This window comes from Kitasatospora cheerisanensis KCTC 2395 (genome assembly GCF_000696185.1).
Taxonomy (GTDB): domain Bacteria; phylum Actinomycetota; class Actinomycetes; order Streptomycetales; family Streptomycetaceae; genus Kitasatospora; species Kitasatospora cheerisanensis.
The window spans coordinates 1-17,110 of the sequence record NZ_KK853999.1 but is presented as its reverse complement, the minus strand read 5'-3'; the positions used below and the strand labels follow the sequence as shown (position 1 = coordinate 17,110).

The window sequence follows — 17,110 nt, the reverse complement described above, 5'->3', positions numbered from 1 at the left end:
GTCACTCCCGCCGCCGGTGGGGCACTGCGCCCACACCCTGCCCCGGTCGTCCAGCAGCACCGCGGCACGGTCCTCACTCGGCGCCAAGGAGGAGGACACGAGGCCGACCTCCTCGGCCGCGCCCAGCCAGGTGCCGGCCTCATCGGTCAGCCGCGTCTGCTCCTACCGGGCGACGATGTGGCGCCGGCGCGGCCCAGGGGCGAATTGACGCCGACCTCGCGTGAGGGACCAGCCCGCCACCGGCTGGCCGTACTCACCACGTTTCACGTCCTGTGGCGAGGTTGATGTTGCCCCACCGATTTTCGAGCCAGTGGTCGGTGGGCGTACGCATCGTCTTCACCAACTTTCCTTCCTTGTCCCACACCCAGACTGCAATGCCGAACCCAAACGGCACAGTGTCACCCTTCTGATAGTGCGCATATACCGCCATCTCCACTACATTCCCCTTGCGGAGATAGCTGTCGGCAAAGTCCTGGTAGTCCATCATGCTGCCGCTCCCGGTATTAACCGGATATTGCCAGCATGGGGCCAGATTTTCGGCCCTTCCGGAACCGCCCAACTGACGCGGAATGAAATGGCAGCGACTGACCGAGGAGGCCTCCGGATATTTGGCGGCCATTCTCTGCGCTTCGGCCCACCCTGCAATAGGCGATTGCGTTGCCTTCTGGCCATCGCCGGCATCCGTCGGGAATTCCGCGAGCGCATTGGTACCGACCATGCAGGCCTCGGCGCCGAAGGACCTGTTGGTCGGCGCTTCAAGCGGCTCGTAATTCACCCAGCCCGTGCCGAGGTCCTCAGCTCCCGGAGGGCGGCTCCTGAGGCACGATCCCCAGTTCTCCGGGTCGTCTTCGCCTGAAGATGGAGCCGGTGCGGAGCCGGGAGCGCCGGCCGCTTGCAGCGATGCAGCAGCGGCGGCGGGGTTCGACGCCGAGGCGACAATGTTCTGGGTCTGTCCTGCCTGCTGCCCGTTGAGTGAGGACGCCGCGGGAGTGTTGTCGCTGTTGGGGTTGTGGCCTGGCTCAACCCTTGTCCAGTCGATTCTTGGGGGACGATATCCGTTCGACCCGGAATTGTCGTCGCAGTCATCATATCCAGCTGCCAGCCCATACTCGTCGCCCCCTCTCTTCGAATTGCCGGCGGGTGCCCATCTCTGGAAGCTGAAGCTCTCCTTTTCCATCTTGGTGACGCGCGGATCGCGCCCGTTCTTTCCGGACCCGTAGCCGCTTCCTCGCTTCTGCCAGGCCGAGGATCCGTAGTCGGCCGCGGTCTGTCCGCCGCCGCCGGCGGCGCTGTACCTGGCCAGGTCGGAGTAGCGCTCCATCGTGGCCTGCTGGTTCCTTTGGGCCCTGTTGGGGTTCCCGTTGGAGCGGCTGTTGTACGACGAGAGGTCGTAGTACCGCTCCATCGTGGCCTGGCGGTTCTTCGCGGTCCTGTTCCCGTACGGGTTGGTGGGTGATCCGTCCCGGCTTGGCCTGGGTCCGCTGGTGCAGGGGTTGTGGCCGCTGGGGTCGGTGTTGGCGAGGGGGTCGCCTGCGCCGTAGGAGTAGGTGTTGGCGGTGGCGGCGGTGGTCGGTGCGAGGGTGGCGGTGTCGCGGCTGGTGAAGCCGGCGGTGGCGGGGTCGTACCAGCGGCTGGCGGTGCTGACCTGGCCGGTGGTGGTGTCGGTCCAGCCGCCCTGGTAGCCGAGGCTGGCTGGGTTGCCGGTCGAACCGGTGGGCTTGCCCCAGGGGTCGTAGGCGGTGGAAGCGGTCGGGGCGGTGCCGGTGGCGGCGAAGGTGCCGATCAGGTCGTCGTGGCGGTCGGTGTAGGCCAGGGCCGCGCTGTTCGCCGAGCCGATGGCGGTGAGGGTGCCGCGAGGGGTGCGGGAGTAGTTCTCGGTGCCGTCGGAGGTGAGGGTGCCGGTCGGGCCGTCGTAGGTGAAGGCGTGGGTGCCGGACTGGGTGAGGCGGCCGAGGGCGTCGTAGGTGTAGGTCTGGCCCTGTTGGGCGGTGAGGTTGTCGTAGGCGTCGTAGGTCGCGGTGGTGGTGGCGTTGCCGGTGGTGCTGGTGGAACGGGTGCCGCGGGCGGTGTACGTGTAGCTGGTGCCGAGGCTGTTGGAGGTGAGCTGGTTGCGCTGGTTGTACGTGGCGGTGTTGGCGCCGTTTGCGGTGAGGTTGCCGTTGCCGTCATAGCCGTAGCTCGTGGGCGTGGCGCCGTTTGTCCAGGTGCTGAGGCGGCCGGCCTGGTCGTAGGCGTAGGTGTTGGTGCTCGCTCCGGCGAGGCCGGCGGTGGTCTTGGTCTTGAGGCGGCCGGAGGGGAAGTAGGTGTAGGTGAGGGACGAGACAGCGGTGCCGGTGGCGGTGGTGAGGCTGTCGCCGGTGGTGTTGCCGAGGTCGTCGTAGGTGTAGGTGCGGTTGTTGCCGGTGCCGTACTGGATCGTGGCGACCTGGTCGCGGGTGGTGTAGCTGTAGGTGAGGAGGGTGTTGGTGAGGGGTTCGGCGAAGGTCTTCAGGCGGCCGGCGTTGTCGTAGGTGTAGGTGGCGGGGCCGGATTCGTTGGTTCGTCGGGTGAGGTTGCCGTCTCCGTTGTAGGTGTAGGTGGCGTGGCTGAGGGGGCCGTTGGCGGCGGTGAGCTGTCCGCGGTCGTCGTAGGTGTAGGTCTGGGTGCCGGTGGGGGCGGACATCGAGGTGAGGCGGCCGGCCAGGTCGTAGCCGAAGGTGCGGGCGGGGTTGGTGGCGGCTTCGCCGCCGGTGCCGTTCTGGGCGGTGAGGTTGCCCAGGACGTCGTAGGCGTTGGTGAGGGTGACGCCGCCGGGTTCGTTCTTTGTGGTGGGGGCGTCGAGGAGGTCGTAGCCGAGGGTGTAGGTGCGATCGGCGACGCTCGGGTAGGCGGGGGTCGCGGGCTCGATGGTGGACTCGGGCAGCCCGTGGGTGTTGAAGGTGTAGTAGGTGGTGTTGCCGTTGCCGTCGGTGTAGGCGGTGCGGTGGCCGGTGGCGTCGTAGCCGAACGCGGTGGTGACGTTCGCGGTGGCGGAGACGGGCTCGATGTGGCGCACGATGCGGCCGAGGTTGTCGTAGGCGGCCGTGGTGGTGTTTCCGTCGGCGTCGGTGGCGGACACCGGGTTGCCCGCCACGTCGTAGGAGGCAGCACTACTGGCCAGCACGGCGCCGGCTGCCGAGAGCCGGGTAGTGGTCTTCATCTGGCCGGCCCGGTCGTAGCCGATGGTGGTGGCGGGGCCCGGGGTGCCGGGCTGGTCGCCGGGCTGGGTGTTCTTGAGGGGCTGGCCTGCCAGGTTGTAGGTGCTGGTGGTGGTGTTGCCGAGCGGGTCGGTGACGGAGGTGTTCTCGCCTGCGGCGTTGTAGGTGGCGGTGGTGCGGGCTCCGGTGGGAGTGGTGACGGATGTGGTGTTCCCGGCGTCGTCGTACTCGAGGGTGGTGGTGAAGGCGTCAGTGGCCGTGGTGGGGTGCCGGACCAGGTCGGTGGTGGTGATCGGCCGGCCGAGGTCGTCGTAGGTGGATTCGGTGCGGGCACCCGTCGGGTCGGTCGCGGAGAGCAGGTCCCCGGCGAGGTCGAAGGTCGCGTACGCCTTCGGGGCGGTACCGGCCAGTTGCGGGTAGTCGGTGGCGACGAGGTTGCCGAGCTGGTCGTAGGTGTGGGTGGTCAGCTGGTTCTTGGCGTCGAGTTGGCGCTGGGGCCGGTCGAGGGCGTCGTAGTCGATCTGGGTGATGGCCGTGACGGCGGCGGTCTGGCCCGGGGCGGCGTATGAGGGGCTGGCGACGGATTCGTGGTGGCCGGTGGCCGGGTCCCAGGTGTGGGTGTAGGTGGTGATGCTGCCGGTGGGGTCCTGGGTGGACGTCGGGTCGTCGTCGATGCCGTAGCCGGCCCGGGAGATCGCCCGGGTGCCGTGCAGGACGGTGGCGGTGCCGGTGGCGGGGTCGACGGTGGTCGTGTCGGCGGGCGGAGCGGTGGTGAGGGTGAGGCGGCCGAGGGCGTCGTGGCTGTAGGTGGTGGTGTAGGCGGCCGGGTCGGCGCCGGCGGTGTTGCCGAGCGGGCTGATGGTGGTGAGCGGGAGGCCGCGCTGGTCGTAGGTGTTCTTGACGGTGCTGTCGGCAGGGGTGTTCTTGACGGTCTGGGTGAGGACCTGACCGACGCTGTTGTAGGTGGCGTCGGTTTCGCGGGTCTCGCCGCCGCCGCTCAGGACAGTGGTGAGGACGTTGTCGGCGGCGTCGTACGTGTAGGCGGTGGTGCGGTTGAGGCCGCCGGGGTCGAGGGTGGTGGCGGTGGTGCGGCCGGCGGCGTCGTAGACGGTGGCCACGGTGGTCTTGCCGCCGCCGGTGGTCTGCTGGGTGAGCCGGCCTGCGGCGTCGTAGGTGTTCTGCTGCAGGACGACGGTGCGCTGGGTGCCGTCGGGGCTTCGGTAGGCGTCGAGGTCGACCTCGGCGACGGTGTTGTCGTCGTTGTAGTAGGTGTGGGTGGTGCGGCCCATCGCGTCGGTGACGGTGGCCAGGCGGCCGGCGGGGTCGTAGGCGCGGGCTTCGAGGACCTGGGCGCGGGAGGGGACGGGATCGAGCGGGCTGCCGGTGTAGTTGCCGATGCCGGTGCGCACGAGCCGGTTGCGTCCGTCGTAGGTGTAGCTCCACCGGGTGCCGGCGGGGTCGGTCCTGTTGGTGACGTTGCCGTAGGCGTCGTAGGTGTAGACGGTGGTGCGGCCGGCGGGGTCGGTGGTCTTGTTGAGGAGGTTGTTGGTGGTGTTGTAGGCCCAGGTGGTGGTTCGGGAGGCGTCGCCGCCGGTGGTGTCGGAGACGGTCCGGGTGGTGAGGTTGCCGTCGGTGTCGTAGGTGAGGGCCGTCTTGCGGGTGTGGACGGTGCCGGTGACGGCGTCGGTGGTGGCGGGATCGGTCTGGGTCAGCGGGTTGCCGAGACCGTCCCAGGTGTAGGCCGTGGTGGTGGACGCGGCGGCGTTTCCGCAGTCGGTGCAGGTGGTGGTCGTAGCGGTGGTGCGGCCGAGGTTGTCGTAGGTGCGGGTGGTGACCAGGCCGGTGGGTGTGGTAGTGCGGGTGAGGTTGCCGGTCTTGTCGTAGGCGTAGGCGGTGGTTGCGCCGCCTACGTCGGTGGTGGTGGCGACCAGGGCTGCGGGTTGGGTTCCGGTGGAGCCGACGGCCGGTTCGGTGCCGGTGGTGTAGGTGGTGGTGGCGGTGCGGCCGCCCGGGAAGTCGGGGGTTGCGGGAGTGGTCGTGGTGGTGGGGTCGCCGAGCGTGTTGTAGCCGTAAGTGGTGGCGTAGGTGCTGTCGCTGGCGTCCTTGGCTCTGGCGTCGGTGCTGGTCAGGCGCCGGTCGTTGGAGGGGTCGAACGGGTTGCCTTCGCTGTAGGAGTAGCTGGCGTAGGCGGTGTGGCAGTGCGCGGCGTCCGTGCAGGTGGTGGTGGAGACAGGGTTGCCGCGCTCGTCGTGGCCGGTGGTGGTGGAGTGCCCGTTCGCGTCGGTGGTGCTGTAGAGGAAGCCGTGGGTGTCGTAGCTGTAGCGGCTGGTCGCGGCGGTGCCGTCGGTGGTGGCGGCGAGTTGGCCGGTGCGGGTGTCCCAGCGCCAGGTGAGGGTGTGGGAGGCGGGGTCGCTGACGGTCGCGACGGTGGTTTTGGTCTGGGCGGTGGCGCTGCCCATGGCCTTGTAGTGCGCGGTGACGGTGTCGGCGCCGAGCACGGACGGGTAGTGGGCGACCTCGGCGATGGTTCCGGTGAAGCGTCCGTCGGTGCTGGCGGGGTGGTTGGGCCAGCCGCCGTCGTCGGTGCCGGCGCCGACGTACACGTATGCGGCGCCGTTGTAGTAGACGGTGCGTTTGACGGTGGAGCTCGCGGCGCCGGCGCCGTCGAGGTACAGGGTTTGGCCGTTGTCGTCGCCGGCGATCACGGCGTGGTGCCATGCGTTGTCGTTGACGGTCTTGGTGGAGGCGAGGGTGTTGGCCGGGTCGCCGGTCCACAGGCCGCCGTACAGCCTGCCGTCGGCTCCGACGTACAGGGCGGGGTTCCACTGGTTGGTGCCGGCCGTGTGCGCGGTGCCGAGCGGGAAGGACTGGTAGCTGTACAGGACGCCGGCGGTGCTGGTCTTGAACCACAACTCGATGCTGTTGGCACCGTGTCGCGGGGCGGCGGAACTCGGCAGTTGCAGGAGTGAGGTCGTGCCGTTGAAGGTCGCGCCGGTGCCGTCGGAGCTGCCGGAGGGTCCCGTGGCGCCGAGGGTGGTGTTGGTGTAGGTGCCGTGTTCCTGGTTGGGCAGGGGGGTGCCGAGGGTGTCCTGGACGACGGTGCTGCCGGCGGGTTCGTTCAGCCGCCAGTACGCCTCGGGGACGGAGCCGATGACGGAGGTGCGGTAGTTCGCGGACTGGGTGACGGCTTCGCCCGCGGGAGCGGTGGCAGCGGTGTAGTGCCGGCCGATGATGGTGGTGTCGAGGGCGTAGCCGTAGTAGGAGAGGTCGGCGATCTGGCCGGTGAAGTGTCCGTTGGCGTCGGCTGGTGCCGACGGCCAGCCGGTGGCGGATCCGGCGCCGAGGTAGGAGTACTGGGTGCTGCTGTACTTGGTGGGGCCGGTGATGCGGTTGCCGGTGGCTGTCCCGTCGAGGTAGAGCTGCTGGAAGTAGTTGCCGCTGGTGTAGCCGATCACCAGGGTGGCCATGTGCCAGGCGTTGTCGTTGACGGTGGTGGCGGAGGCGATGGTGTTGTTCTTGTCGCCGTTCCAGACCTGTCCGTGGAGTTTGCCGTCGGTGCCGACGTACAGGACGGGGGTGGAGGTGGCCGGCGTGCTGCCGAGGGGGTCGGACTGGTAGCTGTAGATGACGCCGGCGTTGGCGGTCTTGAACCAGACCTCGACGGTGGCGGTGTTGCCGACACGGGGGGCGGCGTTTGCGGGCAGCCGGACGGCCGAGGTGGTGCCGTTGAACGTGGTGGCGTTGGTGTTGCCGGTGGCGTAGGGGCCGCCGGCGGCCTGGGTGGTGTTGGAGTAGGTGCCCTGGTTCTGGGTGAGGGCTTGTGAGGTGAGCAGTTCGGCCATCTGGTTGCCGGCGGTGTCGTTCAGGCGCCAGTAGCCGGTGGGGTGGGCGTCGACGACGGCGCCGTCGTAGGCGGCGGAGCCGTTGGCGGCCTGGGCGAAGAGTGCGGCGGCGTCGATGCCGTGGTCGAAGGCGGCGACGTCGGCGATCTGGCCGTTGAAGTGGCCGAACGGGTCGGCGGGGGCGGAGGGCCAGCCGGGTCCGGCGTAGCCGGCGCCGAGGTAGAGGTGGGTCTGGCCGTTGTCCTTGATCTGGCCGGTGGCGGTGCCGGCGCTCTGGCCGTCGAGGTAGAGGGTCTGGGTGGTGGGGGTGTCGGCGGACAGCACTGCTTGGTGCCACTTGCCGTCGGTGACGGTGGCGCTGCTGGCGATCGGGGTCGGGCCTCCGGTCCAGAATTCGCCGTGGAGTTTGCCGTCGGTGCCGACGTACAGGGCGGGGGTCCAGCGGTCGGCGGTGACGGTGTGGGTGCCGCCGATCGGGAAGGACTGGTAGCCGAGCAGGGTGCCGGGCTTGGTGGTTTTGAACCAGAGGGCGAGGGCGCCGGTGCCGGTGGTGGGGGTGTAGGTGGCGGGGAGTTCGGCCCAGGAGGTGGTGCCGTCGAAGGTCGCGGCGGTGGTTGCGGTCATCGGGCCGGGGGCGCCGAGGGTGACGTTGGAGTAGGTGCCGTTGTTCGGGGTGGGGCGCGGGGTGTAGATGGCGTTGGCGGCCTGGCTGGCGTTGCTTTCGGCGAGTCGCCAGTAGCCGTCGGGGCGGGAGCCGAGGACGGTGCCGCGGTACTCCTGCTCGGATCCTGTGACGGTGGGCTGGTTGAGTTTCCAGATGCCGCCGTTGGGGTCGGTGTACTGGGTGGCGCGGTCGTTGACGGTGTCGTAGCTGACGGCGAGTTTGGTCTTGCCGGAGGGCAGGGCGACGTTGGTGAGCTGGGCGGAGGGTACCTGCGAGGCGGCCCACTGGGCGGCGACTGCGGGGGCGCCGAGCGCGTGCGGGTAGACGGCGGCTTCGGCGAGTTGCCCGTTGAAGTGGTTGACGCCGGCGGCGCCGGGGGCGGGGGCGGCGGGCCAGGGGATGTTCTGGGTGTAGCCGGCGCCGAGGTAGGTGTAGTCGGTGTCCAGGTGGTCGATGGCGCCGTTGAGGGTGCCGACCGGTGCGCCGTCGAGGTAGAGGGTCTGGGTGTCGCCGGCGCCGGAGAGCACGGCGTAGTGCCACTTGCCGTCGGTGACCGGGGTGGCGGAGGTGATCGGGTTGAAGCCGATCGCGGTGCCGTAGAGCTCTCCGCGGAGTTTGCCGTCGGTGCCGATGTACAACGGCTGGGAGGCGTGGGAGGGAGCGGTGCCCAGGGGCTGGTTCTGGTAGCCGACCAGGGCGCCGGGACTGGTGGTCTTGAACCAGAGGCCGACGGCGAGGTAGCTGTTGCGCAGCGTTCCGTTGGGCAGGGCGAGGGAGGAGGCGGTGCCGTCGAAGGAGGCGGTGGTGGTGGCGGAGCCGTTGAGGGGGCCGGTTCCGGTGCCGAGGGTGACGGAGGTGTAGGTGCCCTTGTCGGTGCCCTGGTTGGCGATGTTCTCGCTGGTGGCGTTGGTGGCGTCGGCGGCGTCGCCGAGTCGCCAGTAGGAGGACGGGCCGGCGTCCATCACCGTGGTGCGGAAGTGGGAGCCGGGGCTGTAGGTGTAGGTGGTGCAGGGGCGGGTGGTGTTGGTTCCGGCGGGCGGGGTGCAGACCTGGGCCAGCCGGTCGGGGTTGGCACTGTCGTAGGTGTAGGTCCAGGTCAGGGCGGTGGAGGGGTCGCCCGGGGTGGTGGGGTCGGTGGCGACGGCGGCGATGTGCTTGCCGTCGGCGGACCAGGTGAAGTGCAGGGCGCGGCCGGAGGCCTGGTCGGTGGCGGTGTCGAGCTTGCCTGCGGTGTAGTGCAGCTGCTGGGTGTGTTGCTGGCGGTCGGTGATCTGCGAGAGCAGGAAGCCGCTGCCGGAGGGCTGGGCGAAGGTGTAGACGGTGCCGCTCTTGTCGGCGAGGGTGAAGCCGCCGCCGGGGTTGGCGGCGAGGGTCTCGAACTCGCCGGCGGGCGAGGTGTAGAGGGCCATGCCGGTGGTGGTGCGGGTGAGGGGGGACCCGGGCGGGGTGCTGCCGGTGCGGTAGAGGTACTGGACGCCGGTGGTCCTGTCGACGGCGAGCAGGTCGGTGCCCTGGTCTCCGGGGATGCCGTTGACGGGGGCGAGGTCGCGCATGTTCTGCCAGCCGGTGGCGAGGACGGTCGGGCCGCCGAGGGTGCCGGTGCCCAGGGTGGCGCTGCCGGTTCCGGGGTAGAGGAGCAGGCGGCCGGAGGAGTCGACAGTGACGACATCGCCGCGGCGGTCGTGGTTGAAGTCGCCTCCGATGACGTCGCGGTAGCCGGGGTCCCAGCCGTTGCCGAGGTAGACCCGGGCGCCGAGGCTGCCGTTCGCGTTGACCGGGTAGGCGTACATGTTGTTGTCCGAGCTGTCGACGGCGACGATGTCCTTCTTGCCGTCGGCGGCCAGGGGCGGGGTGATCGCCACGTTGCGCATGCCGTTCCAGCCGCTGGCGCCGATCGCGGTGATCGCGCCCAGGTTGGAGCCGCTCTGGCCGGCGTAGAGGTTGAGTGCGCCGTTCCAGCCGGCGACGGCGATGACATCGCCGATGCCGTCGCCGTTCAGGTCGGCGCCGGCGATTTGTGAGACGCTGTTCCAGCCGTCGCCGAGCCAGCGGCGCTTGGCCTGGGAAAAGTCGGGGCCGGGGTAGACCCACAGCTTGCCGGTGCTGGCGTCGACGGCGATCGCGTCGTCGATGCCGTCTCCGGTCTGGTCGCCGGCGGCCGCGAGTTGGGTGAGCTGGAAGTCGTTGCGGCCGAAGCGCTCGGTGCGGCCGTTGCCGGTGGTCAGGACCACGCCGCCGTCGCTGTCGCCGTCCGGGACGACGCTGAGGTCGTAGGACGACGACCAGCCCGCACCGAAGAGCGAACCGGTGCGCGGGTCGAGGGAGTTGTAGGTACGGCTGACTGCGAGCGACGGGCCCACCGCTGCGACCATGGCGTCGGTGGCACCGGTGGTGTAGTTGCCGGCCTGCGGGTCGAAGCTGCGGGTGGTGCCGTTGCCGACCGCCCCGCCGATCCGCGAGGTGACCACGGGCTGCTGGACGGATGTGCTGAACGAGCGCGGCACCGACGGCAGGCTTTCGCCCTGGTGGTCGCCCGCTTTGACGGTCCAGTAGTAGCTGGAGTTCCACGCGAGCAGGCCGTCGGGGACCTTCCAGGAGCTGCTCGGCTGCCACCCGGAGTCGGCGATCAGTTGGGGGTCGCCGACCGCGGGGGCGCTGTACACCTGGAACCTGAAGTCGACGCCGGTGCCCGGGTAGTTGTCGGGATCGTGGCCGGTGGCGTACAGCTCGGGGGCAAGGACTCCGACCTGGGTGTCGCCGAGGGGCAGGGCGGTGTCGACCTGCGGGGGGATGTTCTGGGCGGAGGCCCAGATGCAGTTCTGGTAGTGGACGCCGTAGCTGTCGTTGAGGGAGCTCGTGCCGTTGACGGTGCCGTCCCAGCAGACCTGGTACTGGTTTCCGGCGGGCAGCGCCGGGATGGCCACGGTGACGGTGGTGGACTGCCCGGTCTGGACCAGGCCGGGGACGCCGACCAGGGGGCCGGCGCCGACGACCTCGTTCCAGTTCGCGTCGTAGACGCGGGCGCGGACCTGCATGCTGTTGGAGTTCCACCAGTTGGCGGCTTCGTTGCGCAGGGTGATCTGCGCGCTGCCCGGCTGGACCGCGGTCGGCGGGATGTAATTGGCGACGCCGGTGTACGAGGCGGCCCAGTCGGAGGAAGTGATCGACAGGTACGGCGCGTAGGCGCCGGTGACGGCGGAGTCGAAGCGCTTGTAGGCGTTGACGGTGGATTCGTCGGCGGTGATCGCGAGGCCGTAGTTGGGCTGGCCGTGGGTCCAGCTGTTGACGAGTTGGGAACCCGGGGACGTCTGGTCCTTGCCGAGGTGGATGGTCTCCCACTGGACGCCGCCGCACAGGTCGCCGTCGGCGAACTTCTCGGTGCCGACGAGCTGTCCCAGGCCCGCGCCCGGGAAGGTCCGCATGCCGGACGCGGACCAGCTGTTGGTGACCTGGTACACGTTGACCGTGTTCCTGGTGCAGCTGTTGGAGTGGGTGTTGGCGATGTGGAGGTCGACGGCTTCGACGAACTGGTTGGCCAGGTTGCTGGAGACACCGGGGAAGGCGATGAAGCCGCGCCCGACGTGCTGGCTGTCGTAGCGGCCGACGTGCAGTTCGCGGTCGGCGGAGTTGTCGTTGGTGTAGCCGCTGATGACGTACGTCGAGGAGTCGCCCGTGATGCCGGCGGTGGTCGGATCGACCCGGACGGGGAAGGCACGCTGGGGGTCGTGGAGCCAGGCGGTGTCGAGGTCCATGCGCAGGGCCGGGGCGCCGTCGGCAGTGGTGAGCGTGTAGGTGACGCCCGAGCTGGTGCGGCCCTCGCCGGTGCGGGGGTCGCTGGCCGCGTCGACCATGGAGCCGGCCGGGATGGTGGCCCGGACAGCGCCCTGCTCGTCCTTGAACACGACGGCGCCGTTGCCGTCGAGGGATGCGGTGAGCCCGCGCAGGCGCAGCGGGAAGGTCCAGGTGGTGGGCGCGGAAGCGTCGTGCAGGACGAGGGTCTCCTTCATCCCGTCCGCGATGGCGTTGTAGACCAGGTCGGTCTGCGGTGCGGCCAGCGGGTAGGTGACGGTGTCGCCTGCGGCGCTGCCGCGCACCGGCGTCGTGCCGGCGAGGCCGAAGGAGAGCTCGTGCCCGTCGTCGAGGGTGTAGGTGAGCAGCGAGGGGCTGTCGGCCTGCGCGGCGAGGCTGACCTGTCGGCTGTTGCCGGTCTCGCGCCAGCGGTTGTCGCGGCCGAGGGTCACGGTGGTGTCGATGGGCAGCCAGGTGCCGTCGCCGGTCTGGTAGTTGATGGGGCGGCTGTAGACCCGGGTGGTCTTGGTGCCGTCGTTGTTGCGGTACTGGGTGGTGTTGACGGTGCGGGCGGAGGGTTCCTCGACGCCGGTGTCGCCGTCGCTCCCGGGGCCGGGGAGTCCGTTCTTGGCCTTCAGTTCGGTGCTTGCCGGCCGCCGGGCGGATGCGGCGGGGGTGCCGTCCGGTTTGGCGGCGCGGCCTTCCAGCCAGTCGGGCGGGGCGGTGGTCTTCACCGGCTGCGCGGTGCGGGCGTCGAGGGACGGGCCGGAGGCGGGGGCGCCGGCGCTCTTCGGCTGTGGCAGTTCACCGCGTCCGGGGGTGTGGTTGTCGCCCTTGCCTGTGCCGCTCTTGGAGGTCGCTGAGGCGGGCACCGAGTCCGGTCGGCCGTCGGCGGTTCCGGCGAGTTGGGCCGGGGTGCGGGGTGCGGGCAGGTTCAGCGGCGCGTGGGCGGCCGCGAACGCCGTCGCGTCCTGGGTGCCGAGCGAGACGAGCACGGCCAAGGCCACCAGCAGCGCGGACGCTCCGCCGCGACCGGTGCGGCGGGCCGGCTCGACGCCGGTCGCGCCTGGGCGGTGGCGTACCGGGGCGGACGGCAGGAATTGACGGAACATCGAGCGGCGCACAGCCGGCCCCCACACAAGCAGACATGGCCGAGCCGCCCCGTTGGCGACCGGCAGCGGAATTCTTAGCGGCAACCGGTGGTGGCGTACAGAGCCGGGGCCGTCCTCGCCGTCTCACTTTTGCGCATGAAAACGGACAAGTGCCAACAATATCGGCCGATATTTTACGAATCCTTTAAGGTAGTGCCGAATTTCTTTGGATCCCCAGATCCACCCGGGACGGGGCTGGGAAAATTGATTCCCGCCGGGGTAGCATCCCTGCCGGACGAAAGGGGATCGACAGCGTCGGGCCCGGCCCGCGTCCGTTCGGCTCGGAGAATTGGTTCGGATATGTCAGCCCCAGGAGTACGACGAGTCCTGCGTTCCTTTGTGTGCGCGGCCGGCGTCCTCGCCTGCCTCGCCGGCACCCCCGGAACCGCAGTCGGGGAGCCTGCGGGCGCGGTGTCCTGGCCCCTCGACGGCCGGCACTTCGACGCCGAGAGGCTGTGGCAGCACAGCACCGGGCGCGGCGTGGTGGTCGCGGTCGTGGACAGCGGCGTCGACGCCTCCCGGCCGGATCTGGCACGCCAGGTGATGCCGGGGACGAGCCTGCTCGGCGACGGCGGCGACGGCCGGAGCGACGCCTCCGGCGACGCGCACGGCACCGCGATCGCCGCGATCATCGCGGCCTCCGCGCCGGCCGGATCCCCGCCGGGAGCGGTCGGCCTGGCCCCGGGCGCCTCGATCCTCCCGGTCCGGGTCATGGCCGACACGGCCGCCGATCCCAGAGTCCTCGCACAGGGGATGACCTGGGCAGTCGATCACGGGGCACGGGTCATCAACGTCTCGATCGCCGCCGACCAGCCCAACCAACTCGTGCGCCAGGCCGTCGAGTACGCCGACCGCCACGGCGTGATCGTCGTGGCGGCAGCGGGCAACCAGGGCGAGACGGGCAACCCGCCCCAGTACCCCGCTGCCTTCCCCGGCGTGGTCTCGGTGTCCGGAATCGACGAGAGCGGGGCGTTCTGGACACCCAGCGAGTCCGGCGCCGTCGCCGTCGCTGCCCCCGCCCACCACGTCGTCTCCGCCGACAACCACGGCTCGCTGCAGACGATCAGCGGCACCAGCTACGCCGCCGCCTACGTCTCCGCCACCGCCGCCCTGCTCATGGAGAAGTACCCACAGCTCGGCGCCCACCAGATCGTCCGCCGGATCCTCGACACCACCTCCGCCCACCACGACCGCCCCGATGCGCGCACCGGCTACGGGCTGCTCGACCCGCGTGCCGCGCTCGAGTCGTCCACCCCGCTCCCGACCGACACCTCCGACCCGCTCCGCGCCGCTGCGTCTCCCACCGCACGGCCCCAAGGCTCCGCCATGGGGCCGGCCGCCGTCCTCACCGCCCTCGTCCTGGCCGTCCTGGCATCCGCTGCTGCGGTGATCCGCCGACGCCGCGCCCGTACCCGCTGCTTCTCCCCCGCCGTGACGCCGCTCAAGGGGGCCGCACCGGCAAGACGCGGCACCCCGCGACGCGCCGCCCCCAGGCAGACCACTTCCGCCCGCGCTCCTCGAACCGGAAACCGCAGATCACCATGACCCGCCGGCTCACCGCCCTCCGCGCACCGCGCCCGCTCGCCGCGCTCACCGCCGCCCTCCTCCTTGGCGCCGCGCTGACCTGGTGGCTGTGGCCCCACCGCACCGCTGCGGCCCGGGTCACCGCCGACGACTACTCGGGCCGCCCCAGCGCCTGCGTCGCGGCGGACGACTCCCCCGCCACCGCCACGCTTCTTCAGCACACCTGGGCCGTCGTCCAACAGGCTGCCAAGGACAGCTCCGTCAACGCCCAACAGCTCGCGATGCCCGCCGTCGGCGCGAAGGACGCCGCCCCCTACCTCGCCGGCCTGGTCGCCCAACAGTGCACCCTCCTGGTCACCGTCGGGCCCGCCTTCACCGCGGCCGTCCCTGCCGTGGCCAAGGACGCGCCGAAGACCCGCTTCGTCGCCGTCGCACCCCCCGGCGGGACCGACCTCACCGGCACCGGGGCCACTGTTCTGACGGAGGACCAACTCGCCACCCGACTCACCGACCTCGTCCACGGCCTCCCCGCACACCGCTGACGCAGCCCCCAGCACCGCGCCGGCACCCGGAAACTGCCTGACGGGGCAGGCCGCCGTCCACCGCACGAAGCCGTCCTCCGAAGGAACCGTCCGCATCGCGTGCCGACCCCGCCGACGGCACAACGCCGACGGGCCGAGCGCGAGCCGACCTCGCGTCCCGGACCCGATCAGGAGGGGCAGGCTCCACCCGGCGAACGCCCCGTACGAAGCTCCCGCATGCCCCGGAACGATGCCCGATCCCTCGTGGAGCGCCAAGAGAGCAAAGATGCAGCGCCAAGAACTGTAGACGGGTTGCCAAGTCATTTCCCGACCCAACCGCTAAGCTATTCCTCCGGCCGCCCAAAACCACAACGCAACTTCGGAAGACAGTGACGGAATCTCAAGCGGCGGACCGCAGCCGGGCCGGGACTTTACCGGGACTTCCTGCCGCCCGCGGGAGCGGGTTCTCGGGCGAGGCACCGGGATCCCCACTTTGGCGCGGAAAAACTGCACGCCGACCTGCAATAGCCACGGCCGACTAGGCGAATCGCACAAGGCCGGAATTGCACGCACTCCCGCCGCCAAAGCCGCCGGCCCGAACTGCCGGTGGGCATGCCGACAGCCGCGTCGGCAGACGCCACGGGTTTCGCTGAATGGTCACTGCTTCGCTCCCGAGCAGGAGTGGATCCCGTCCCGGCCCAGGCCGGGCCGGCGGGGCCGGTGCGGCCCCGATCAGCCGGAGACGGTCTCCGGGTGCCGGGTGAGCGCGTCCAGGAGCGCGACCTGCTGCTCCGTCAGCTTCCCTCAGTGCGCGCCTTGTCCTGCTTGCGCAGCCACGTGCCGGGCCGGAACGCCGCATCGTCGCCCAGGCCGGTGCGGTTCGCGGGGCCGTCGAGCGTTCCGCCGGCGGCGAGATAGGCGAGCAGGCGCCGGTAGGAGCGGTTCCAGTCCGGCTCCAGGCGCCACAGCCCGTCCAGGCCGTCCAGCTTCGCGACCTGGGCGGCGGTGAGGTTCTCGGCCTTGCGCTGGCGGCGCATCCAGGCGCCGACCGCGTAGTCGTCGAGCTTGGCGGTGGCGGGGATCGCGAGGTGCCCGTGCCGGCGGTGGAACGCGGCGGCGTAGGCGGCCCCGCGCTCCCACGCGTTGGCGTTCTTCGACCAGATCATCCCGAGCGCGTCCAGCTCGTTGACACGGGCCGGGTCGAGGAGCTGCTGGCCGTGCAGGTGACGCTGGCGGGCGAGCCAGGACACCAGCTCGCCGTGGGCCTCGCGATCGGTGGGGTCGAGGTGGCCGTGCTGGAGATGGAACGCGGTGGCGACGGCGTGCATCCGCTGCCACTCGGTGGCGCGCGGGTTGAACGCGCGCAGTTTGACGGTCTGCAGGATCTTCGCCGCGTGCCGGCGGGCGTCGATCTTGAGCCACTCGATCGGCGACTCCACCGGGCCCGGAGGCTGCTCGCCTCCCCCGGCCTCCCCGGCCTCGGACGGCGCTGCCGCGGTGGTGTCTGCGGCGCCCTGCGAACGCGCGCCGCGCAGCTCCGTGATCCGGCCCACCACCCGGGCGTCGTGCGCCGCCAGAGCGCGCAGGACCCGCCAGATCGTCCGGAAGCTGGAGGCCTCGATCTCGGCGTCGGCCTCCGCCTTCACCGCCTCGCCGGCGTCGCGGACCTCCGACGGATGCGCAGTCGCGGTGTCGTCGCCGACCGCGGGCGTCGGCAGGTAGACCGGGATGATGATCCACGCGAGCTTGCCCTGCCGGAACCCCTGGCGCAGGGCGCGGCCGATGGCCTGGACGATGTCGATGACGCTCGACTTGGGGTCGGCGAAGACGATCGCGTCGACGATCAGGTCGATGCCCTCGGTCAACAGCCGGCTGTTGCAGAGGATGCAGCACTCTTCGCCGTCCTCGCCGGTGTGGGCCCTGAACGTGGCGAACGCGGCGCGGCGGTCCTTGAGTCGGTCGGTGCCGGCCACGGCGAGGGCGGTCAGCCGCTCCGCGCGCTCCGCGTCGGGCAGCAACTCCGCGGTCCCGAGCAGGGACTTCGCGAAGTCACGCGCCCCGGACACCCGGGAGTGGAAGGTGATCACGCGGCGCAGGTCGAGGTCGGCGACCGCGCGCAGCACCGCGATCTGCAGCGCCAGGCGCAGGAGTTCCTCGTTGCTGCGCTGGGAGCGCAGGTCGGCGACGGACGGCAGGTTGAGGAGGTCGCGCAGGTCCTCATCGGTGACGACGGGGACCAGGACGCGGTAGTCGGCGAGATAGCCGTGCTCGATGCCCTGCCCCAGGGTCCAGGTGAACACGGTCCTGCCGAAGATCCGCTCGTCGTCCATGGAGCAGAGGGCGGGCAGCTTCTCCGCGCCGCCGTCGGCGTCTGCGGTGAGGTCGGCGAGGCCGTCCTTCGCGCTCCGGTCGTCGGCGATCCGCGGGGTGGCGGTGAAGTACA

4 protein-coding genes are annotated in these 17,110 nt (G+C 70.7%); 2 read left to right on the top strand and 2 right to left on the bottom strand.

Annotated elements, in window-relative coordinates:
* Positions 1 to 253: 253 nt before the first annotated feature.
* The gene (locus KCH_RS46360) at positions 254 to 12,583 is read right to left on the bottom strand and encodes a LamG-like jellyroll fold domain-containing protein (RefSeq protein ID WP_157032505.1); all 12,330 of its coding nucleotides are present in this window, start codon (positions 12,581 to 12,583) and stop codon (positions 254 to 256) included.
* 450 nt (positions 12,584 to 13,033) lie between these two features.
* On the opposite strand from KCH_RS46360, the gene KCH_RS36415 reads away from it, so the two are divergent.
* Both KCH_RS36415 and KCH_RS36410 read left to right on the top strand, forming a co-directional pair.
* Entirely contained in the window at positions 13,034 to 14,167 is a 1,134-nt protein-coding gene (locus tag KCH_RS36415; RefSeq protein WP_167574275.1) for a S8 family serine peptidase, read from the top strand.
* Positions 14,164 to 14,688, top strand: coding sequence for a type 1 periplasmic-binding domain-containing protein (locus KCH_RS36410; protein WP_035876098.1), 525 nt, complete (start codon positions 14,164 to 14,166; stop codon positions 14,686 to 14,688). Before KCH_RS36415 ends, KCH_RS36410 begins: the two co-directional genes overlap by 4 nt.
* A gap of 773 nt (positions 14,689 to 15,461) precedes the next feature.
* Here KCH_RS36410 and KCH_RS36405 read toward each other — a convergent pair.
* A partial coding sequence (locus KCH_RS36405) for a helicase associated domain-containing protein (RefSeq protein WP_035876094.1) occupies positions 15,462 to 17,110 on the bottom strand: 1,649 nt, incomplete at its 5' end.

Bases quoted from the DNA above. Each gene is read 5' to 3' on its own strand.
- KCH_RS36410 (WP_035876098.1), top strand. From the start codon at position 14,164: ATGACCCGCCGGCTCACCGCCCTCCGCGCACCGCGCCCGCTCGCCGCG.
- KCH_RS46360 (WP_157032505.1), bottom strand. From the start codon at position 12,583: ATGTTCCGTCAATTCCTGCCGTCCGCCCCGGTACGCCACCGCCCAGGC.